Here is a 21,808-nt window from a genome sequence, read left to right as displayed (position 1 = left end):
CGACCTTTATATATTCATCTAGTCCATATCTAAAATGCGAAACGAGCAGTGAACAATAATTGGTCGCCATAGATATGATTGATGCGACCTTCTAAGCCAAGAGAAAATAGCTCAGTAGAGTGAAAGCGGCCATAAATACTTCCCATCCATTGATCTTTATCGCCAACGTTGAGGTAACCCGCTTTACCACCAATTTCAAGTTGTGGACCTAACCATTGGCGAACACCTAGATTGACTTCCATGCCCGTATCCGTTTTGTGGTTATCGCCATCATCGTGGATATGCGCAAGCATTTCACCCGTGAAGTCCGCCCAGTTGTTTACAGGGGCGTGAAAACCAACACCACCAGTAAAGTCATAGTCGCCCTCGAATTTAGAGTCGATGCTACCCACAATGTGAGCATTTGGATGAATTGATTTGCTCATGCCTGCACCAAAAGTCATTGGGCCAGCACCAATTCGAGCTTCTGCATAATCGTAGCTAAAGTTACTCATCGTCGCTTGGTTTTGCCCTTGTTCTGCAAAAGCGTGCTGCGATGTTACCACCATTAATGCAGCTAAAAGAGTCTTGCGCATAATCTATGTAAACCTTTTTGTTTGATTTTAGTTCCTTGCACCTAAGTGCGCGCTGCGTATTACTTTTTGACAGCGAATGATATGCGGACATAATAATCGAAAGTGTCCACCAATCACCAATAAAAATGTGTCGCAACGTGTGTAAATTCCCAAAAAATGACATAGCCATACAAATTTCGACCAATGTTGTACTGACTAATGAGGGAAAACGTATTCCATTGTGATCATGAATGGTGAGCTCAAGGTTCAACCTCACAAATAAATCGAGGAATTCATCACTAACGCTATCATCGATCAGTCGCCATAATTGAGACGATTGTCTGATAAAGCATTAAATATTCGCTCGGTATCTAGGATACGTGCCCAAGGGGCGAGTTCAGGTTCGTTTTCTATCATATAGGTCGTCAGTTGCTGTTTTATGACTTCTCTAAGCTCGTCACCACGCCAAGGCTTGCTGATAAAAAAATCAAGACAGGAGTGATTGACCGCTTCTATCGTGTCTTCATGACCGGCTTGGCCTGTGAGTAAGATTTTTCGGCTATTTCGCGTGGGTTTATCTTGACTGAGTTCGATGAGAAAGCTGACACCCGTCTCCCCAGGCATAATGTGATCACATAAAATGAGGGCGAGTGGAATCTGTTCGTTTCGTTGCTCGTCGATGATTTCCTTAGCCTCTGAAACCGATTCAGCCCCCTCTATTATGAAGTGTTCCTCAAATTCGGATAGGTCTTGTAGTACGCTGTCGAGAACTTCTCGCTCGTCATCAACACAGACAATCAAATACTCTTTCATTGTTGTTCTCCTTTTAGGCGTAGGTCGCTTCTAACGGAATATAAACGGACATATTTGTGTAGAGTCCGATCTCAGACTCGACCTCAATCCAACCTTTGTGTTGCGCCAAGATCTGTTGGCAGACTGAAAGTCCAATTCCCAACCCAAAGTTGCCTTCTTTTTTCGTTGTGTAATTCAGTTCAAAAATGGCGCTTTGTTGTTCGAGTGGGATACCTGCGCCATTATCAATAAACTGGTACACCGCGTAATGAAGGCCTTGGCGGTACTCGGTGTTGGTATGAATTTGAAGTTGACCATTATTGGGCATTGCATCTAATGCATTCGATACTAAATTCGTCCAGACCTGTTGCAACGCAATGGGCATGCAATGAATCTTAGGGATGGATCCATACTCTTTAATGACATCGTGATGCTTAAGACGGTTTTCAAATATCACAAGAGTGTCTTCAATCCCTTCATGTAAATCGACAAGCTCATAAGACTCGTTGTCAGGCCGCGCATACCCTTTTAGGCTTTTCACCATGTCAGCAATTCGCTGGGCACAAACCTGAATGGAGCGGAGAGTTGAACCCGACAATTGGTATTGTTCAAGTTGGATTATTTTTTGTGTGAGTTGTTCTGGTGAGGTGCGGGCTAATGCCAATAAATCATGATCATTGTGGAGATTAAGTTGGACGATACGTTTGGCTAAGCGGCGGTCAGTAATCGTGCCTTGTAAGGTTTTCGTTCTCGTACGCAGTTCCGATGTTGATAGTGGCTTGGACAAGCGAGCTTCTTCAAACACGTCAATGCCGGAAGCGCGGTTATTTGTGTGACCGTCTTGTCGAAGGATTCGTCCAATACTTTCTGTTACCGTGTCAGCGCCGCGTAGTATCGCTGATACGGGGTTATTTAGTTCATGCGCAACGCCGGCGACAAGTTGTCCAAGCATCGCCATTTTTTCTTGGTCGATGAGTTGTAAGTGTGCTGATTCTAGTGATTCAAGCGTCTTTTGTAGTTGAAGTTTTGTATTGATGCTGCGCTGGAGTCGTCGATTAAAATGACGAAGCAGAAGGTTGGTAAATAAGGGCAATAGATCGGTGTTGGAGTGCATGACTTGCGTAAAGACTTGGCGGTCCAGTTTGATGACCTGCGTTCTTGTGAGTGTCATTGCCGTTGAGAATGAGCATTCACCTGTAACGAATGACATACCTCCCACAATGCCCCCTTTACTGTGGCGTACTACCTCGCGCTGTTGACCCTGCTCATCTTTCTTATAGAGGGCGACCTGACCTTCAACGATGAACCATAGAAATTGATTGGCTTGCCCTTCAGCTGTGAGTAAATGTTCAGGAGAATAGTGCCTAACCGCTTTGGTTTCGTCGTTTTTTGTAAAAAATGCCAGCAAAGCTTGTATTACTTGTGCGGCGAGCGCGTCATCTGAAAGGTCATGAAAATCATGAATAAAGCTTGCCCGATAAGAATGCATTTTTTGTTCAATGTGTGCTCTCATTATTTTTTGCTGATCGAGAAGGGCACTGAAACGTAGCAGGTCATTTTTCTCATGATTGACAATGAACGTAGTAAGCTCTTTTTTAAGGGTTTTGTGTAGAATGACGTCGTCGATAGGCAGACTGATACAGTGATCTAACTGTCCTTCATTGACGGCATTGACAATAGCTTGAATGTCTTCAGAGTCGGTTTTAGTGACCAGTACCTTTCGGGCTGTTTGGGTGTGGTGCGATTGTTCCAGCTGGATAAGAAAGGCCCCACCATCGAATAACGCTGAATGCCGAGCAACAACAAGAGCAAGTTGCTGACCTTGCGAACCTATATGTTTTAATAGGTCATCAGCCTCTAAGATTGACGTTGCGAGGTGGATGTCAAAATGTGATTGATACCGCGTCAACTCAGTGTCGAGCTGGTCGAGGTTAATCAAGTCGTTATCTAAACATAAGACAGCATATCGATTTTTAATCGGCATTATTTTCTAAACCTTGTCCCTGAGTTTCAAGTTCAATATAACAATAAAAAGCATAGGGTTATGAGAAGTAGGTATGAGATTGGAGATCCTACTAAGTTAGGTTAGACTGAATACAATACACACCAATCGAATGTTTAATATCGCTATGAATGAATTGAGAAAAATGGGCGCCATCGGCGGCGCCGTTGCACTGGTCTTATGTTGGCCCCTTGCTGTGGGGCATATTGGTCAAAAAGTTATCGAAGATGGTATTGAACATCTGAATAGCGATAGTGTTGCTTCAGAGCTTATAAGCTATGATCGTGGTTACTTGTCATCTCATGTTGAAACACGCTACGAAGTTAAAGACGCAGTGCTTAAAGAGCAGTTGGAGATGGACGGGTTACCTACTGAGTTTACTGTGGCGAGTGAGGTGACACATGGTTTGTTCAGTTTGAGTGCTGAATCCGTTATCACTAACTTTCCAGACTTTCCGCTTTTACTCACGACAGACACCCAGTTAAATGGCAACACGGACTATGAACTATCGCTCGATAGCTGGAATTATCAAGGTAATGATAATCAAAAAGTCAGCTTTTCAATTTCACCGGCTTTTGCTCGTGGCACGGCGACAGTATTGGGACAGGTTTCTCTCGAGGCGAGCGTTCCTTCAATCCAGCTCGATTTTGAAAATGGCGAACAATTGATTTTGACCGACCTTTCGGTAAGCGGTGATGGTAAAAAGGAACAAGATTTCTGGCTCGGTGAGCAGAAAGCCTCATTAAAAAGTTTCCAAATTCTAGATGAGCATCACAACAGTTTATTCGATATCAATTCCGCATCTTACACCTTTAAATCTGCTCTAGACACGGAGCAAGACAAAATAGACACACAGCATCTATTTGATTTGAAGCAATTGGATTATCCGGAAGGCGGCAAACTCAGCGACCTCAATGTGGACTTCGCACTTGAGTCGTTAGATCGTCAAGCTTTTGAGGGCCTTGTTGGTATTTATCAAGCGAATCCGTCTTTGGAACACGCTGATATCAACACGCTGGCACCACTGGTAGAAACTTTATTTGCTCGTGGTTTTAAAATTTCGATGAATGACATGCATTTTACATTACAAGATGGTGAGTTTAAGTCGAAATGGTTATTGGAAATTCCTGAAGGGACGGAAAATGTATCGAAAGATCCAAGCATTATATTACCGTCGCTGACCGGTAACATTGATGCCTATATGTCAAATAGTATGATCGGCTCACACCCAATGCTGTCGCAAGGTATTGATGAGTTAGTTGTTATGGATATGGTTAAACAGCAAGAGTCAGGCTATCAGCTCAATGCTAATGTCGACAATGGGCAATTGGTCTTTGAAAATGGACAAAAAATCCCACTGCTAGCATTATTCCTACCCCTAATGATGACGCAGCCAGCAGGGCAATAGCGCTGCTCGCGATGTACGTTGTTTATCGAAGCAAGAAAAGAGGTCTTAGGACCTCTTTTCTTGCTTCTTATCTTTATAAAAACATGATATTACTGAATCTTAAACCGATAAATAGTTAGGAGTAGTAAGTTCATGGAGCCGATTCACCATAGCGTATTCAATTTCAGTGCAGGCCCAGCAGCATTGCCAAAAGCCGTCATGGAAAAAGCACAAGCTGAGTTTGTTGACTGGAACAATCTGGGTACATCGGTCATGGAAGTGAGTCATCGCGGCAAACCTTTTATCAAGGTAGCAGATGAAGCCGAACAAGATCTTCGAGATCTGATGAATATTCCTGACAATTATAAAGTCTTATTTTGCCATGGCGGAGCAAGGGCGCAATTTTCTGCGGTTCCTCTGAATTTGCTAGGGGATAAAAAAACGGCGACTTACATCGATGCTGGTTATTGGGCTGAAAGTGCGATTGAAGAAGCTCGTAAATATTGCTCACCGAATGTCTATCAAGCGAAAACAACGATTGATGGGAAGGTATCGGTGGTACCCGCCTGCGATTGGGAAATTGCCTCTGATTCTGCATTTGTTCATTTTTGTCCAAATGAAACGATCGATGGTATTGAGATTAACGATCTCCCACAGACAGACTTACCAATTGTTGCAGATATGTCGTCGACCATTCTGTCTAGAGAAATTGATGTATCCAAATATGGTGTGATTTACGCAGGGGCACAAAAGAATATTGGGCCTGCGGGAATTTGTATTGTGATCGTTCGTAATGATTTACTGGATTTAGCAAGTAGCGTTCTGCCGTCGTTCCTCAACTACAAGGTGTTAGCGGAAAAAGATTCCATGTATAACACCCCACCAACATTTGCGTGGTATCTGTCTGGGCTTGTCTTTAAGTGGCTGAAAGAGCAGGGCGGTGTTGCTGAAATCGAGACTCGCAATAAGCTAAAAGCTGCGCTGCTTTATGACTACATTGATGAGTCAGCATTCTATAAAAACGATGTACATTCAAACAATCGTTCACTAATGAATGTTCCATTCCAGTTGGCTAAGCCAGAATTGGATGACACTTTCTTAGCGCTTGCCGAAGAACGCGGCTTACGTGCATTAAAGGGACATCGTGCGGTTGGTGGAATGAGAGCCTCTATCTATAACGCAATGCCGATCGAAGGTGTACAAGCGCTTGTAGATTTAATGAAAGAATTCGAAGCTCAATATGCCTAAGCTAAACAAGCTTAAGCGGTAAACACTGAACCAATAAAAAAACGCCGTTAAGGCGTTTTTTTATTGGTTCACATCGAAATGTATAGTGGCGAACTCTTCATCGTTGCAAGCCACCACGACGCAAAAACGATTTAAAGAGTTTGGTTTAGCTCAAAGTAGCGAGCTTGGTTTGCCATCAATTGAGCATGACTACCGTGTTCAATGATTTGCCCTTGTTCCAATAGGCATATTGCATTGAATGAGCTCAGATTAACCAATCTATGTGTTATGAAAATCACGGTTTTGCTTTTAAAATGCTCTTCAAACAGAGACATGATTTGTTGTTCTGTTTGTTTATCTAGGCCTTCAGTGGGTTCGTCTAAAAGAAGAATCGGTGCGTCGTGTAATACGGCGCGGGCAATGCCTATTCGTCTTTTTTCACCACCAGAAAGTTGGCGCCCGCCTTCGCCAAGCCAAGTGTCTAAGCCAGCGTCTTCGAGTAATGATGCTAAGTTAACTTGCAGTAAGGCATTGGCAAGAACATTGTCTCCGGCATCAGGCTGAGCCATCAGAAGATTATCTCGTAAGGTACCATTTAGGATATCAACTCGTTGACTGACAATACTCATTGATTCTCTAAGCTGCGGTTCACTCCATGCCTTAATATCTTGTCCGGCGATGGTAAGCGACCCCGATTGTACATCCCAATAGCGAGAAATGAGCTGTAACAACGTGGATTTACCTGAGCCAGTTTGCCCCACGATAGCAAGCTTTTCACCTGCGCCAACAGAAATGGATACACCATCTAACGCGTTGTGGTGAGCATCAGGATAACCGAACTCAACGTCACTGAATTCGATTGAGTACGCCCCGCTGTGCGTAACAGGTTCTGTGCTAAATTGAACCTCAGGCTCCGCCAAAATCACTTCGTTTAAACGCCTTGCAGACGTCAATGTTTGGCCAAGAAATTGGAAAGCTCCGGCAATAGGCATTAATAATTCAAAACTGGCCATGGTGGCGAAGACCATCAAAGCGATCAGAGGATCGGGTTGGTTTCCCGCTACGCCATCGGCGGATAGCCACAAGATGAGAATTAATAACCAGCCGTTCGCGAGGATTAATAATCCTTGTGCAAGGCCAGACACCTTCGCGTGAACATATTGATTGCTGAGCAGCTTGTGCTGTGCATCCAAAATGGCATGACGATAACGTGACTCTGCGCCAAACAGTGTTAGCTCACTGTAGCCTTGCAACCAATCTAACGTTCGTACCCTAAGGTCCGCTTTGTTCATGGTCAGTTCGTGACCGTTGTTTTTACCAAGGTAGTAGAACAACACTGGCCAAACAATTAACAGCGCAAGTAAGATACCGCCCAGTGTCAGAGCTAAAGAAGCATCGAACCAATACAGTAGAGCAGTTAAACCGACGATCCCAAAGAAACCCACTACAATAGGGCTCACAAGCCTTAAGTAAACGTGGTCCATCGCATCAACGTCAGCGACTAAACGATTTAGCATATCCGCATCACGGATATTAATGGCCTTACTCGGGATGAGAGGTGCAAGTTTAGTAAAGAAGAAGACACGCAAGTCGGTCAGTAGTTTGAACGTTGCATTGTGGCTGACAACGCGCTCCCCCCAACGTCCCGCAGTCCTACCCATTGCAGCGCCGCGAACACCTGCTCCGGGGAGCATATAATTGAAGGTTTCCCTAGCGATGGTGAGCCCTGCTACCGCAGAGGCAGAAATAAACCAACCAGACAGTGTGAGTAGGCCAATCGAGGCAAACAACGTTGCAAACGCGAGGACCATACCAAGCGATAAGCCAAACCAATGCTTCTTATATAATTTAAGGTAAGGGAGTAAATCACGCATCTAAGTTCCCCTTATTACTATCAACCATCGCGTTATGTGATGCCAACATCGTGCTAAACATCCCATCAGATTCGGTCAATGAGGCAAAGCTTCCTACCTGTTCAAGCTTGCCATTGTTCATGACCCAAATTGTGTCCATATTTTTTAGTTGAGACAATTGGTGAGTGACCGTTAGGGTGGTTTTCCCTTGCGTCGTTTGTACAATACCTTCGTTGACGAGTCTTTCACTTTTAGCATCTAGGCTGGCAGTGGGTTCGTCGAGCAACCAAAATTGACCATCTTGTATCATTGCACGGGCAAGCGCTAAGCGTTGCGCCTGACCAACCGAAAGGCTCGCAGAGCGATCCGTGACTTGATAATCGAGTCCATGCTCGTCGACAAACTCGGCAGAGAATGACGAAAACAGCGCCGAGGAGATGGTTTGGTCAGAGACATTTTGCTTGCCGAGCGTGATATTGTCACGAATACTGCCATGCAATAGTAATGGGTTTTGCCCAACCCAACTCACTCGCTCACGCCATTCATCGCATACGATGTCTCGGAGTTCTTGTCCGTTGATTTTTAACGAACCAGAGTATGGCATGAAGCCCAAAATAGTGTTCACTAAGCTGGTTTTGCCCGCGCCACTTGGTCCCACCAGTGCAACCGATTCACCGTGTTTGATTTGGAAGGTAATCGGACCGACGAGACATCGTCCTTCTGGGCTAAAGACCTCTAAATCGGTGGCCTCAAGCTCTATATGTTCGCTTGGTTTTAAAGGAGATTTACCTTGTGGCAGGTCAGGGACTTCGGTCTCTAGGAATTCAACGATACTTTCAGCCGCGCCGACGGCTTGTGCTTTAGCATGGTAAAACGTACCGAGGTCTCTTAGTGGCTGATAAAATTCTGGGGCCAGAATGAGAATGAATAGACCAGCAAATAGGGTTACCCCCACGCCATAGTGGCCGAAATTGAGTTCACCAATGAAGCTGAAACCAAAATAAACGGCCGTCATAGCAATAGAGATGGAAGTAAAGAACTCAAGGACAGCAGAAGAAAGGAAAGCAAGACGAAGTACGTCCATCGTGCGCTTTCGAAATACCTCTGAAGCCCCCTCAAGTACGACCTTTTCCGCATTGGTGCGATTGAAAAGGCGAATAGTGGTCATTGACTGGAGACGATCATAAAAATGCCCGGATAGTCGCTGTAATGCTTTGAAGTTCTTTCTGTTCGCATCAGCCGCTTTCATGCCCACGAGTGCCATGAAAAGGGGGACAAGCGGAGCCGTGATTAAGAAAATCAAACCCGCTGCCCAGTTAACAGGGAAGACAACAAGAAGAATGATAAAAGGCACTAAAACAGCAAGTGACATCTGAGGGAGATATTTAGCAAAGAAATCGTGCATGTCTTCGACTTGTTCCAAGACCAGGGTTGCCCATGAACCTGCAGGTTTTCCTTTGATGTAACTTGGCCCAAGTTCGTGAAGCTTGTTCAGGACCAGTTCTCGAATGTAACAGCGTATTTTTTCACCACATTTGAACCCAGCAATCTCCCGTCCCCAGGCACAGCTTGCTCGTCCTGCTACGGCAACAATGAGCCCAATAAAGTACGGCACAAGCTCATATTTATCAGTATGTTCGATTATAAGTTGGTGGAGTATAGTCGCGATTAGTGCAGCTTGTGCGAGCAAGAACAAGCTAGACAATACACCGAGACCTATCGCAATGAGCAGCCAGCGTTTGGCCAAGCGACTTTGTGTTTTGAGCCACTTATTTAGGCTCTGCTGTTTCTTTTTATCCATGAAGACGGCTTAACTTAATGAGTATTATTCTTAGAAGAAGCGGGGAGTATACAAAAAAGAACCCAGTGTATACACCACTGGGTTCTAAGGTTTTACAATTGGCCTAGGACTCGGCAGAATCTAAAAAGCGTTCGGCGTCTAGTGCGGCCATACAACCTGTGCCTGCTGACGTAATCGCTTGGCGATAATTATGGTCCATGACATCGCCTGCGGCGTAAACGCCAGGGATAGAGGTTTGTGTTGCGTTCCCCTCTAGACCGGATTGAACCACTATATAGCCGTTATTCATTTCTAACTGATCTTTAAAAAGGTCAGTGTTTGGCTGATGGCCGATCGCGATGAATGCGCCCATCACTTCAATATGTTCGACCTCACCAGTCTGTGTATCTTTTACATTGATGCCGGTGACGCCCATCTCATCGCCCACCACTTCATCAAGTGTTCGGTCAGTGTGAAGAACGATGTTGCCGCTCGCGACTTTATCCATAAGGCGTTTTATAAGGATTTTTTCTGCACGAAATGTCTCACGTCGGTGAACTAAGTGCACCTCTGATGCAATATTCGCCAAATAAAGCGCTTCTTCAACGGCTGTATTTCCGCCACCTACGACGGCTACCTTTTGGTTGCGATAGAAAAAGCCATCGCAAGTAGCACAAGCTGACACGCCACGACCTTTGAATGCTTCTTCGGATTCTAATCCTAAGTATTTTGCTGAAGCGCCCGTCGAGATGATCACAGCGTCGGCAGTATATTGTTGACTATCACCACTGAGCTTAAATGGACGTTCACTGAAATCAACGTGATTAATATGGTCAAAGATGATTTCTGTGTCGAATTTTTCAGCGTGTTGCTTCATTCTATCCATAAGCAATGGGCCACTAAGATCGTCTGCGTCACCTGGCCAATTCTCAACATCAGTAGTGGTTGTAAGCTGCCCACCTTGCTGCATTCCTGTGACCAGCACGGGATCTAGGTTTGCTCGTGCAGCATATACCGCTGCGGTATAACCAGCAGGACCTGAGCCAAGTATCAGCAATTTACAGTGTTTCGTATCAGCCATTTTAATCTCACTTCATTTTGTTTTTAGGCAGCGATGTTGAGCTACTCGTTATATCTATGCCTAATATATTGGGGTTTGAGGAGAAGAATCAACACCTAACCACTAACTTATGCGGATATTTACAAAAAGCATTGTATATGTGTAAAAAGTTGCCGTGGTGGAAACGTCGAATTACGTTATCGATGCTGTATCGGGCCTAATCGATCCTGATTTCCATCAACAACGAATAACTACGTCGAATGAAAAAATAGTGCTCTATCTCATCATGTTCTTCTGGTATCTATTTGAAATTATTGCACTTATTTTATTGCGCTAGTCACCTGTGCTGCTTTTTTAACGACGCTTGAACGAAATTTGGCATGTTTGACTGCTTTCTTTGGTGTTAATTGAAGTCTTGTGCTGTATTTATGCCCTTGTTAGATGTTAATGCTATAAAAAGTTGAACGCTTGGTGTTATTGATGTTTGATTAATGTAATAAAAATGTTGCTCCTGTGGTTTTGGATGCAAATAACTAAGGCAAAGACTATGTTACATTCAAATGAAAATACCTTACATCTTACCCAACTTAGTGCTGAAGCCATTCGGCAGCTGTCTCCCTCTTTTTCTAAACTCCCGAACACGGCCCATGCAGACGGCCAATATCGCCTTCGTCGATACTCTGTGATTCGAGCTGTAGCGGGAAAAGTGGTTGAAGAAGACAAGCATGATTTTGTTCAGACCGAACACTTTAATCACTTTCAAGGGAATGTAATCCGAAATTTTGAGCCAATCGCATCGGCAACACTACAAAGTGCAGGAATGAACGAGCTCGTGTCTTTATTTATGGCAACCAATCAATTACCAGATGGGCAAGAAATAGAGATTCATCAAATGCGTATAGCCGCCGTCTACGATGAAACTCAAGTGGCACCAGAAGGGATACATCAAGATGGATTTGATCATATCGCCATCGTTGGGGTTGAGCGCAAAAACATCGTAGGTGGCGAAGTGATGTTGTACAACGATAATCACGAAGCTCCGTTCTTTAGAAAAGTGCTTGAAGATGGTGAAGTCGCAATTTTAGATGACCATCGTTTGTGGCATAACGCACAACCTATTCGCTGTGTTGACAACAAAAGTGAAGGCCATATGGATGTATTTGTACTAACCGCTAAGGAGGGTAACAATGCACTTCACTCCTAACTCTGCCCGGCAATGCTTTCCTGCTCTAGGACAAACCTTTAACGATAAGCCGGTTGTCTTTTTAGATGGTCCTGGTGGATCTCAAGTGCCTAGCAGCGTTTTAGAGGCCATAACCCAATATTTAGGGCGCTATAACTCTAATTTAGGAGGGCACTATTTTTCGAGTGTATACACGGTTGATTTGATGACGAAAGCGCGAGCGATGGCGGCGCAATTTCTAAATGCTGAAGGTAGTGACAACATAGTGTTTGGCGCAAACATGACGTCTTTGACGTTTCAGTTCAGCCGGACTATTTCGCGAGATTGGTTGCCAGGTGATGAGGTTATTGTGACGGCGCTCGATCACTACTCTAATGTGTCATCTTGGCAACAAGCTGCTGATGATAAAGGTGCCATAGTTAAGCAAGTGAGAGTTGATGAGCGAGACTGCACGCTTGATTATGAGCACTTTGAATCATTACTCACTGCAAATACTAAACTGGTTGCCGTGACTTACGCTTCCAATACCACTGGGTCTGTGACGGATCTTGCTCGTATCGTGGCGGCAGCGAAGAAAGTGGAGGCTCAGGTTTACGTCGATGCCGTTCATTTTGCACCTCATGCTTTGATCGACGTGCAACGTATAGGGTGTGATTATCTAGTTTGTTCTGCCTACAAGTTCTTTGGTCCACACCTTGGTATCGCGTATGTTTCTCCTGCACGTATTCAGTCACTCGTCCCTTATAAAGTTGAACCTGCGACTGATTTAGGACCGGGACGGTTTGAAACGGGGACTCAAAGTTTTGAGGCGTTAGCGGGTCTAATCGCAGCGATTGAGTATTTGGCTCACTGGGGACAGGGGCACGAACTACGGGAGCGCTTGGTGTCGGCTTCCAGTCTGATTGCGGAACATGAAGAGCAACTCAGTCGTTATTTTTTAGAGCGATTATGTAGACTCGATTATTTGAGTTTATTTGGGTGCTCGAATGCGGATCATACGCAAAGGACGCCGACTTTCGCACTTCGATCGGATGTCTATTCTCCCGACTATATGGCGAAGGCGCTAGGTGAGCAAAACATCTGCGTGTGGAACGGTCATTTCTACGCATTAGGCTTGGTGAGGCAGCTCGGCATAGAAGAAAGCGGCGGTGTGTTGCGTGTGGGTTTTATGCATTACAACACGCTTGCTGATGTCGATATGTTTTTTGATGCTATTGAGTTGCTACACCGCGGGGATTGAAGATAAGAAAGCTGCGATTACCATGACTCAACACTCTCACCGATCATGAACGGTGAGAGTGCGGCTTTTGTCATACGGCCGTATACTAACGCAGTGAAGGGCTTTACTCAGAAACTTCAACTTCATATGAGCTAAATTTTCTAATGTTAATCACGCCGGTATCAAAAATTAAATACTGGCCCTTAATGCCATTCAAAATCCCAGTCACGACCGGTTCTTTATCAAAATTATGAGATTTGATCTTAACCGGGTGCTCTTGTACTGGGTAGCTTAATGATGTGATATTTTCGCTGAGAATTTCAACCGAATCAGCCCCGTATTTTGCTCGAACTTCTTCAATTTTATCGGCAACGAGCGGTAAAAGCTGCTGGGCTTTTTCTTGTAATGGAAGTGGTGAGCCATCTTCTTTTAGCAATGTGCGCCAATTGGTTTTATCGGCAATGTGCTTTGCAAGTTCAACTTCAATTAGCCCTGAAATATGGCGAGTCGACACTTTTAAAATAGGCAAGCCTTGTGTCGCCCCTTGATCAATCCAGCGCGTCGGAATTTGTGTGTGGCGAGTGATGCCTACTTTCAAACTGGATGTGTTCGACAGGTAGACAAAGTGATCCACCATGCAGTTCGCTTCGCCCCATTCTGGCTCGCGACACGTACCGGCGTCGTAGTGACAGGTTTCAGGCTTCATGATGCACATGTCGCAGCTTGCCAATTTACGCATACAAACAAAACAATGGCCTTGAGCGTAGCTTTTTTTGGTTTTCTTACCACATGCACTGCAAAAAATATTACCAGTGTGAGTGAGAGTGAGAGTGCGACCGATGAAGGAAGATAACTCAATTTCTTCCTCGCCAACAGGAAGGCGGTAGTGAACGGTTGAGTCGAGAGAGGCACGCATTTTAGACAGCGTACCAGATGCAAGAAGTGACATGACATTACTCTATATATTGTTGTTTTCGTTAGTGTAGCAAATCTGTTTGTTGTGATCTTTAATAGTTAGTGAAGCAAGGACCAGCTAATCTTAGAAAGATGGCTGAGTACGCGATGGAGTTCATAAAGTTATATGAATACCTATTGATAAATTTCTCAGACTAATGCTAGTGTTATGGAAGTAATATCAATATTAAAGTAGATCCGGATAGTCATGAAGTGGTCGTATAAGTTTCTTCTTACCATGGTGGTGTTCACGCTAATTATTATTGAGTCTTATCGGTTGTGGGGCGCGGAAAAGCAGCTTATTTTGTCCCCATACACTTTCGATTACGTGGCGACCAACGATAAGCAAGATGGAGGCAGCAGTACCTCCTCCATCGACATCAACTCCCAATCCGCGGTGCTGACGTGTGAGTTGATCCAGGGAAGCTATGAATGGCCTTATTGCGGGTTATCCGTGCACTTCAGTTCGGACTCAACGAAAGGTTGGGACTTGTCGAGCTATCATACGTTGGAGTTTGAGATTGCTTATGCTGCTCCTAAACCGAGTGAGGCCCCAACCGTTCGAATTTATCTACGTAACTTTAATCCTGCGTATTCGAGCATCTCTGATGAGTACACGCATAAATATAACGGAATTACGGTCACACTCAGCGGTGAGAACGAGACGCTAGAGATCCCTCTCGATAATTTTCAAGTTATGTCATGGTGGCTGACCGATAATCACATTCCGATCGAATATAGTGCTCTAGAGCTAACGAACGTCAACAAATTTGAGGTCGCTACTGGCTCTGATGCTGAGCTCGGCAAGCACCAAATAACAGTGAAGTCGATTCGACTGAAAGGGCGCTACATAGAGGGCGAAACCTTATTTTTGTCATTATTAGCATTTTGGATGGTATGCACCACTATTATCGTACTGATTGAATTTCGAAATAATAAACGCCAAGCGGATAAAGCACTCGCAAGAGAAGCCTACCTAGCCAGACTTAATGAAAAATTGCGTAATGAAAACATTAAGTTTTCACAGCTCGCGCATAAAGATCCACTTACCGGAATTCGTAATCGTCACGCTGTACGGGAATGGTTAGTGAGTCAAAGTCAGCAGTTAAAAGACAGTAATGACGTTTTTTGCGTGCTGTTCGCTGATATTGATTTCTTTAAATCGGTGAATGATCAGTATGGGCATGCCACTGGTGATGACATTTTACGAGAGTTCTCTTTAGTACTATCGAGCCTGATCCAGCCACAGGATAAACTCGTCAGATGGGGGGGAGAGGAGTTTGTGATATTTTGCCCAGACACGACCATAAAAGAAGCGGTGAGCCGTGCTGAAAAAATGCGCAGTTCCGTGACGAAGCATTTATGGATCCATGGTGACCCTATAACGTGCAGCATCGGTGTTGCTGACGTGAAAAATGGCGATATATCAGCGGCTATTGTGGCGGCGGACGATGCGCTGTATCAAGCCAAAGTGAAAGGTCGTAATCGAGTCGTGTGTCGAGATTAGCGATCATCAAAGGCGTGATTTTTTTCTGCTTGTTCTTTTGAATCAATAGATTTTTCAGACACGACTTGCGAAGTGGGCATGAGAGGGACGGTGGGCGAGACCGGTTCAGAAGGCTCAATAGAAATTATAGGCTCGTTGGCTATAGACTCCATAGAACTTATAGACTCCATAGAACTTATAGACTCACTAGAAGTTAAAGGCTCAACGGATAGCAGGGCTTCCTCGGAGATAATCGGCTCTTTAGGACCTAAAAACTTTGGCTGTGTGTCCATAATATATAAGTCTAAAAAGGCCTTTGTTCTTGCGAAGACTTCTCGTAAACGAATGGAATAACCGGATTTCGATGTCGGGCCAGACACGGCCAGGCACGTGGCATTGATATTGTAAGAGCGAGCAATAAACAATGCGCGTTCGCAATGGAATTTTTGCGTGATAATCAAAAAATCATCGGTATCAAAAATCTTCTTAGCTCTAACAATGGAGTCAAGAGTCCTAAAGCCGGCGTAGTCTAAGTGGATCGCTTGCTCTGGGATCTCGGCCCGAAGAAGGTCACGTTTCATTGTCCAAGGTTCGTTATACGAGCGATGGGCGTTGTCGCCGCTTAATAAAAAATGCGAGACTTTCCCTTCATTATATAGATCAATTGCCGCGTCAATTCGGTGCGCATAATACTCGTTGAGTGTCCGCCCTAAGTACTTACTTGTGCCTAAAACAACGCCAACTTGGACGTTATCAATCTCATCAATTGAGGTGAAAATGCGGTCTTGGGCTTGCCAGCTTACCCAGCGATCGATGGAAGCAACGAATATAATGAACAATATGACGGTATAACAGCCAATACGAAGCGCTCTCTTTAAAAAAGAGAGTAATGGTGAAGAGAGTAATGTTCCTTTGTTGTTTCTAAAGGTCACTAAATCTGACGATTCCTTTGAGCCCAAATCCCGATACTCACAAAACTAATAACAACGATGCTAAACATAAGCCCTGGTGCTAGGCCGGCTAAAAGCTGCTCTAACAGGGGGGTTACCTTAATGATGACAAGCCCGTACCCAAAAGCATTGACGATTATAAAGCAGACTGTGCGAATTATGAAATTAGTATTGCGAAGTAAATTCCTCAATAGGCGATTGATATCACCTCCTAATACGACAAGTAAACAGGCAACAAGTGCCGTGGATATTTGTTGAAGGTAAGGATGAAGGCTTTGGCCGCCGGGGGCGAAGATATCGAACATAGTGATTTCTCAAAAGGAATAACGGGCTATTAAATACAAAAAAGGCCCTTTTAAACAAGGGCCTATCGATGAAATATCACTTAAGTGTGATTCGGATTCCGATTAAAACGCTGAGCGTTTGTATTTACGGTAGACCGGTTGCCAGAAGTTGTCTTCAATGGCGTCTCGTAGCGTGTCATCTGAGGTTTCTTTTGCTACGCCTTGCTCAATCGCCTTTTTAGCAACAGCAAAAGCAATACGCTTCGATACCAAATGAATTTCTTCAAGGGGTGGTAATAGCTGTCCAAATCCTTTTTGAGCGAGAGGTGAACATTCTGCAAGCGTACGGCTTGATTCCATGAGCATCTCATCAGTGACGCGTGATGCTTGCGCAGCAAGTACACCTAACCCAATACCAGGGAAAATGTAGCTGTTGTTACACTGTGCGATTGGGTAGGTTTTGCCTTCGACAACAACTGGATCAAATGGACTGCCTGTTGCAACCAATGCTTGCCCATTCGTCCAGCGAAGAATGTCATTTGGCGTTGCTTCAACGCGGCTGGTTGGGTTTGACAGAGGGAACACAATTGGGCGTTCGCAGTGCTTGTGCATCTCTTGAATGATCTCTTTACTGAATAGACCAGGGGCGCCAGACACACCAATGAGTATCGTTGGCTTACCGTTTTTGATCACGTCCTGTAATGAGAAGCCAGTGTTGTCACTTTCCCAATCCGCTGTTTGGGCGTGTTTTTGAACCAAACGTTGTTGGAAATCAAGAAGGTTTTGCATGCCGTCTTGTAGTAAGCCCCAACGGTCTACCATGAAGACTTGTGAGCGTGCGTGTGCATCGCTAATTCCTTCAGATACCATTTGAGCGACGATGGCTTCAGCAATGCCGCAACCCGCAGATCCGGCTCCTAGGAACGTAATACGCTGCTCAGACAACTTGCTGCCAGCCGCTTGACAAGCAGCAAGTAATGAGCCAACCGTCACGGCTGCCGTACCTTGAATATCGTCGTTGAAGCAACAGATGCGATCTTTATAGCGCTCAAGCAATGGCATCGCATTTTTTTGTGCAAAATCTTCGAACTGAACTAGGGCATCAGGCCAACGGCGTTGCACGGCTTGGATAAAATCTTCAACAAAAGCACGGTAATCGTCGCCCGTGATTCGCGGATGTCGCCAGCCCATATACATAGGGTCCGCGAGTCGTTGAGGGTTATTCGTCCCTACATCTAATACGATAGGAAGTGTATAAGCCGGGCTGATACCCCCACACGCGGTATATAGCGCCAGTTTCCCAATAGGAATCCCCATACCGCCAATGCCTTGATCTCCCAACCCTAAAATACGTTCGCCATCGGTGACTACAATGACTTTGACATTGTGGTTACGAGCGTTGTTTAGCAAGTCGTCGATACGATCACGGTTCGGGTAAGAGATGAACAACCCACGGCCACGGCGGTAAATATTGGAAAAGTTTTCACATGCAGCCCCCACAGTCGGTGTATAGATGATTGGCATCATTTCCGAGATGTGGTTCTGAACTAAGCGATAAAACAGTGTCTCGTTGGTATCTTGGATGTTACGCAGATAAATGTGCTTATCCATATCGCTTTCAAAGCTGGTGTATTGCTTATACGCTCGGTCAACTTGCTCTTGAATGGTCTCAGTGGTTTCCGGTAGCAGTCCTTCTAAATTGAAAGACATGCGTTCTTCATTATTAAAAGCGCTGCCTTTGTTAAGAAGAGGAGTACTGAGTAGGGCTGGCCCTGCATATGGGATATAGAGCGGTCGTTTATTGTTGTTCATGAGTTACCTGTTTGGGAACAGTGGAGATAAAGTTGAGCACGTTTTAGGCGCGTAATTTACCATAGTTTAGGGCATATCGCGATGACGTTTTGTTAACGATTTGTGTGGACTTCATCAACGGTAAATAATGCACCTCGAATCCGGCATTAACCCCAGTTATAATCAAGTTTTGCGTTAAGTGCTTACTATTCACCTAAATGAATAATAGGTACTTAATTACATAATAATCCTCTAACAAAATAGTATTCATATGACCTCTTTGCCCATCGATTATATTGAAGCTGAATTTAAACAACGCCTTACTCAACATCACTTAGTGGTGGAAGCTGAAACTGGGTCTGGAAAATCGACACGTTTGCCAATTTGGGCGATGGAGCAGGGGCGAGTGTTGGTGGTGGAACCACGCAGGATTGCTTGCACTTCGCTGGCTGGGTTCATGGCGGAGTCTTTACTAGAAAAAGTCGGGCAACGTATTGGCTATGCGATTAAGTTAGAAAGTCGATACCAAGAATCATCTCAAGTTATATTTGTTACTCCAGGCGTGGCGTTGCGGTGGTTTGCCGATAACCAACTATCGGCCTTTGATATTGTTATTATCGATGAGTTTCATGAACGCCGCTGGGACACAGACCTGCTGGTGGCTCTATTGAAGCAAACTCAGAGCCATAAAACCGTGATTACTTCCGCGACGATTGAGGGTGAAAAACTTGCTGACTATTTTGGCGCAAAACGTCTTGTCGCGAAGGGGCGTAATTATGATGTGCAGATCCAACACATAAGGTCAGACAGCAGACAGTTACCCGATAGCCGCGAACTAGACGTTCGTATCAGACAAGCAATCGCATCTTGCTGGGATGAATTAACCGGCGACGTGCTGGTTTTTCTTCCAGGGAGAAAAGAAATTCAGCAAGCAGTGTCTACATTGCGCACATTCTCTGATCAGTATGATGTAGTTCTCGCCCCACTTTATGCTGCGGTAACCGACAGTGAAAGGGTGCTGGCGATGACGGCGCAGAACAAGCGAAAAATTGTGTTAGCGACCAATATTGCTGAAACTTCTTTAACGATTCCAAACATTGAATTGGTCATAGATTCTGGTTTGGAGCGTCGTAATGTGCAAAGAAATGGTCACACTACACTGATGCTTGGGCATATTTCAAAGGCCAGTGCGACGCAACGAAGTGGTCGAGCTGGTCGAGTGATGAATGGGCAGTGTATTCGGCTTTATGGAGAGCATGCTGCGCTTGATAGAGTGACACCGCCAGAGTTACAGCGTGAGTCGATTGTTGAACCGACATTGGCGGCAGCGACATGCGGATATTCGATACAAAATTTAAGCTTTATCGACGCGATTCCAAACAAGGCTCTCGAGCAAGCTCAGCAGCAATTGCGTGAACTCGGCGCACTTGATGACTCCGGTGTCACTTTACATGGGCGTCAGCTTTATCCATTACCCGTTGATACAATTTATGCCGACCTTATTACTAAAATGCCGACCAAAGCACTCAAAGAAGTCATGATTGATTTGACGGCGGCACTGTGCGCAACCGGTAATCTATACCAGCTTGCTAACAATGAAGAAGGGTTGGATTCATTGGATAAGCAGGAGCCTGACGGGTGTGATGGTAATTTACTGGTGGGACTCGTAAGAGGGAAGATCTTTAAAGGGCTGATTGTTAATGAGGAAGGGCTGAAAGAAGCTCGAGGTCTATCACAACAAATGAGAGAGGTGTTCGAATTACCTTCTCTTGAGGTGGCGTCTCGATATGACCGATCCCAATGGTGTCTTGAGATGATAAACGCCAATAAAGATTTGTTGTTTGTTCGACGTAAACGCAGAAAAGAGGCGCTAGGAAACGGCAAGATGGAGGTGTTACTTGGCCGACAGACTCGAATGAAGCCAGCCTCTGAGGCTGCATTAGTACTCTCAATACATAGCCTACCGGGAAGAGGTCTCAAAGAGACAATGAGTTTAGCGACAGTGGTAATGCCTATTAGATTATCGATGGTAGAAGCTGCTGGTGTTGGGCAGTGGTTAGCTAAAGAAACGGTCAATACTAAACAGGGCTTGAGAGGTATAGAAGAGCTGCGTTATGCGGGGCGGACCATTGCGACGCGTGAGCTTGATTTGGAGGAGGATACCACTTTAGATGTGATCGTTCAGACCATCGTTAAGGAGCAAGTGTTATTTGGTTTAGCTACTCGTATATCCGCTCAAATGCAGCATTGGAAACTTTATCTCGATCTAGGGTTGTCTGAATGCAAAAAGCCCACTGAAATACAGACGTTAGAAGAATGGTTAGCTGAGCAATTGATGGCATTAGGGGTCACATCGTTAAATGACCTTGAGCTATTAGATGTGGAAGACTTTGTTTTTGATGGCATTCCAGATTGGGAATATGATGATTTCGCGCAAAAATACCCGCTCAAGATTCAACTGAGTGGTTTGAGGCTTACCGTTGCGTATTCTGGGCGAAGTAAACTCGTGCAGATCAGCTTTGATTCAGGCAGCCGCAAGGGTGATCCGCTACGGAAAGAATTACCATCTTGGTCGGGGTGGAAGGTCCGTTACAAGAAAGCGAGTCGAGTGATTGACCTGCGATAAGCTAACATATTTATCAATAAGCGGGTCTGAAAACGGTATGAGAAATCCGTTAATTAAGAGAATACAAAGTGGTGAAATTTTGTTCTTGAATTGTTATTAATTCGCTTTTTATATCACGTTTTATACGTCATTTGAGTAATAAAAGATGATTTTAATATATCCTATTGCTATATATAGAGTGATGAACAATAGTAGTAACTAGATAACATCCAGTAAGTTGGAGTGGCTATGGTTGATAAGGTCATAACCGAAGTAGAATTTGACTATACGAGCTTTCTTGGAGCATCGTGTAATAAAAAATGGACGTTTCTAGAAGCATTGAGCTCGGTAGCGCCGGTGTTTGGCGAAGCATGGAAAGCCAGCACCAAAGATTCGTCAGACGTGGATTCTCGGTTATGGGATGAGGCTCTTAAAGCGCTTTCGACACGTCAAAGTGATGAGCTGAATTTAATTCGGCTTATTCGCCTAGCGCGTCAAGAAAATATTGAGTGTTTGAAGGTAGTGATGCCATATCCGCTTGATGACAATCAAATCGACGTCATCCAAAATAAAAGTCACGTGACTATCATTTCTGATGGCACTGATGATGTCATCATTACCGTTGAGCAGTCACTATAGCTTACGGCCTAAAGTACTGATATTTTAAACGAAGAGAGGAAG

At 44.7% G+C, this 21,808-nt stretch carries 16 protein-coding genes and 1 pseudogene; 7 read left to right on the top strand and 10 right to left on the bottom strand.

Annotated elements, in window-relative coordinates; genetic code table 11:
- Window positions 1-29 precede the first annotated feature (29 nt).
- From AB4405_RS08205 to AB4405_RS08195, 3 genes are all read right to left on the bottom strand, one after another.
- Window positions 30-575: a hypothetical protein gene (locus AB4405_RS08205; RefSeq protein WP_372060378.1), complete on the bottom strand. Its 546-nt coding sequence runs from the start codon at window positions 573-575 to the stop codon at window positions 30-32.
- A gap of 294 nt (window positions 576-869) precedes the next feature.
- The gene (locus AB4405_RS08200; protein ID WP_372060377.1) at window positions 870-1,367 is read right to left on the bottom strand and encodes a response regulator; all 498 of its coding nucleotides are present in this window, start codon (window positions 1,365-1,367) and stop codon (window positions 870-872) included.
- A gap of 13 nt (window positions 1,368-1,380) precedes the next feature.
- Window positions 1,381-3,330, bottom strand: coding sequence for an ATP-binding protein (locus AB4405_RS08195; protein ID WP_102470613.1), 1,950 nt, complete (start codon window positions 3,328-3,330; stop codon window positions 1,381-1,383).
- A gap of 145 nt (window positions 3,331-3,475) precedes the next feature.
- Between AB4405_RS08195 and AB4405_RS08190 the strand changes: the two genes are divergently transcribed.
- Together AB4405_RS08190 and serC are read left to right on the top strand one after the other, a co-directional pair.
- Window positions 3,476-4,756 carry a DUF945 family protein gene (locus tag AB4405_RS08190; RefSeq protein WP_372060376.1) on the top strand — a complete coding sequence of 427 codons (1,281 nt, stop codon included), beginning with the start codon at window positions 3,476-3,478 and terminating at the stop codon, window positions 4,754-4,756.
- Window positions 4,757-4,888: 132 nt separating this feature from the next.
- The gene (gene serC, locus AB4405_RS08185) at window positions 4,889-5,983 is read left to right on the top strand and encodes a 3-phosphoserine/phosphohydroxythreonine transaminase (RefSeq protein ID WP_372060375.1); all 1,095 of its coding nucleotides are present in this window, start codon (window positions 4,889-4,891) and stop codon (window positions 5,981-5,983) included.
- 131 nt (window positions 5,984-6,114) lie between these two features.
- Here the strand turns inward: serC and cydC are convergent, their stop codons facing one another.
- From cydC to trxB, 3 genes are all read right to left on the bottom strand, one after another.
- Window positions 6,115-7,836, bottom strand: a complete 1,722-nt coding sequence (gene cydC / locus AB4405_RS08180) for a heme ABC transporter ATP-binding protein/permease CydC (protein WP_372060374.1) — start codon at window positions 7,834-7,836, stop codon at window positions 6,115-6,117.
- Window positions 7,829-9,616, bottom strand: a complete 1,788-nt coding sequence (gene cydD, locus AB4405_RS08175; protein ID WP_372060373.1) for a heme ABC transporter permease/ATP-binding protein CydD — start codon at window positions 9,614-9,616, stop codon at window positions 7,829-7,831. The genes cydC and cydD overlap by 8 nt, the downstream gene beginning before the upstream one ends.
- Before the next feature lie 103 nt (window positions 9,617-9,719).
- The gene (gene trxB, locus AB4405_RS08170) at window positions 9,720-10,676 is read right to left on the bottom strand and encodes a thioredoxin-disulfide reductase (protein WP_372060372.1); all 957 of its coding nucleotides are present in this window, start codon (window positions 10,674-10,676) and stop codon (window positions 9,720-9,722) included.
- A gap of 526 nt (window positions 10,677-11,202) precedes the next feature.
- Here trxB and AB4405_RS08165 point away from each other — a divergent pair.
- Window positions 11,203-11,859: a 2OG-Fe dioxygenase family protein gene (locus AB4405_RS08165; RefSeq protein WP_372060371.1), complete on the top strand. Its 657-nt coding sequence runs from the start codon at window positions 11,203-11,205 to the stop codon at window positions 11,857-11,859.
- Complete coding sequence (locus AB4405_RS08160) at window positions 11,843-13,078, top strand: cysteine desulfurase-like protein (protein ID WP_372060370.1); 1,236 nt, start codon at window positions 11,843-11,845, stop codon at window positions 13,076-13,078. Before AB4405_RS08165 ends, AB4405_RS08160 begins: the two co-directional genes overlap by 17 nt.
- Window positions 13,079-13,181: 103 nt before the next feature.
- On the opposite strand, the gene AB4405_RS08155 is transcribed toward AB4405_RS08160, so the two are convergent.
- Window positions 13,182-14,006 (bottom strand): DUF2797 domain-containing protein, encoded by an 825-nt coding sequence (locus AB4405_RS08155; protein ID WP_102470620.1) that lies wholly within the window; start codon window positions 14,004-14,006, stop codon window positions 13,182-13,184.
- A gap of 213 nt (window positions 14,007-14,219) precedes the next feature.
- On the opposite strand from AB4405_RS08155, the gene AB4405_RS08150 reads away from it, so the two are divergent.
- The gene (locus AB4405_RS08150; RefSeq protein ID WP_372060369.1) at window positions 14,220-15,518 is read left to right on the top strand and encodes a diguanylate cyclase; all 1,299 of its coding nucleotides are present in this window, start codon (window positions 14,220-14,222) and stop codon (window positions 15,516-15,518) included.
- Window positions 15,519-15,712: 194 nt separating this feature from the next.
- On the opposite strand, the pseudogene AB4405_RS08145 reads toward AB4405_RS08150, so the two are convergent.
- The 3 genes and pseudogenes from AB4405_RS08145 to AB4405_RS08135 form a co-directional block, all read right to left on the bottom strand.
- Window positions 15,713-16,357 (bottom strand): annotated as a pseudogene (locus AB4405_RS08145) (vancomycin high temperature exclusion protein); the annotation flags it as partial.
- A 71-nt stretch (window positions 16,358-16,428) separates the two neighbouring features.
- The gene (locus tag AB4405_RS08140) at window positions 16,429-16,752 is read right to left on the bottom strand and encodes a DUF3392 family protein (RefSeq protein ID WP_372060368.1); all 324 of its coding nucleotides are present in this window, start codon (window positions 16,750-16,752) and stop codon (window positions 16,429-16,431) included.
- Between the two features lie 102 nt (window positions 16,753-16,854).
- Window positions 16,855-18,543 carry an NAD-dependent malic enzyme gene (locus tag AB4405_RS08135; protein WP_372060367.1) on the bottom strand — a complete coding sequence of 563 codons (1,689 nt, stop codon included), beginning with the start codon at window positions 18,541-18,543 and terminating at the stop codon, window positions 16,855-16,857.
- A 250-nt stretch (window positions 18,544-18,793) separates the two neighbouring features.
- Here AB4405_RS08135 and AB4405_RS08130 point away from each other — a divergent pair, with 250 nt between their 5' ends.
- On the top strand, window positions 18,794-21,148 hold the full coding sequence (locus tag AB4405_RS08130) for a DEAD/DEAH box helicase (RefSeq protein WP_372060366.1): 2,355 nt from the start codon (window positions 18,794-18,796) through the stop codon (window positions 21,146-21,148).
- A gap of 228 nt (window positions 21,149-21,376) precedes the next feature.
- Window positions 21,377-21,766 (top strand): transporter, encoded by a 390-nt coding sequence (locus AB4405_RS08125; RefSeq protein WP_372060365.1) that lies wholly within the window; start codon window positions 21,377-21,379, stop codon window positions 21,764-21,766.
- The last annotated feature ends 42 nt before the right edge of the window (window positions 21,767-21,808 follow it).

This window comes from Vibrio sp. 10N.261.51.F12 (assembly GCF_041471725.1).
GTDB lineage: Bacteria > Pseudomonadota > Gammaproteobacteria > Enterobacterales > Vibrionaceae > Vibrio.
This window is presented reverse-complemented; position numbering and strand designations above follow the sequence as displayed.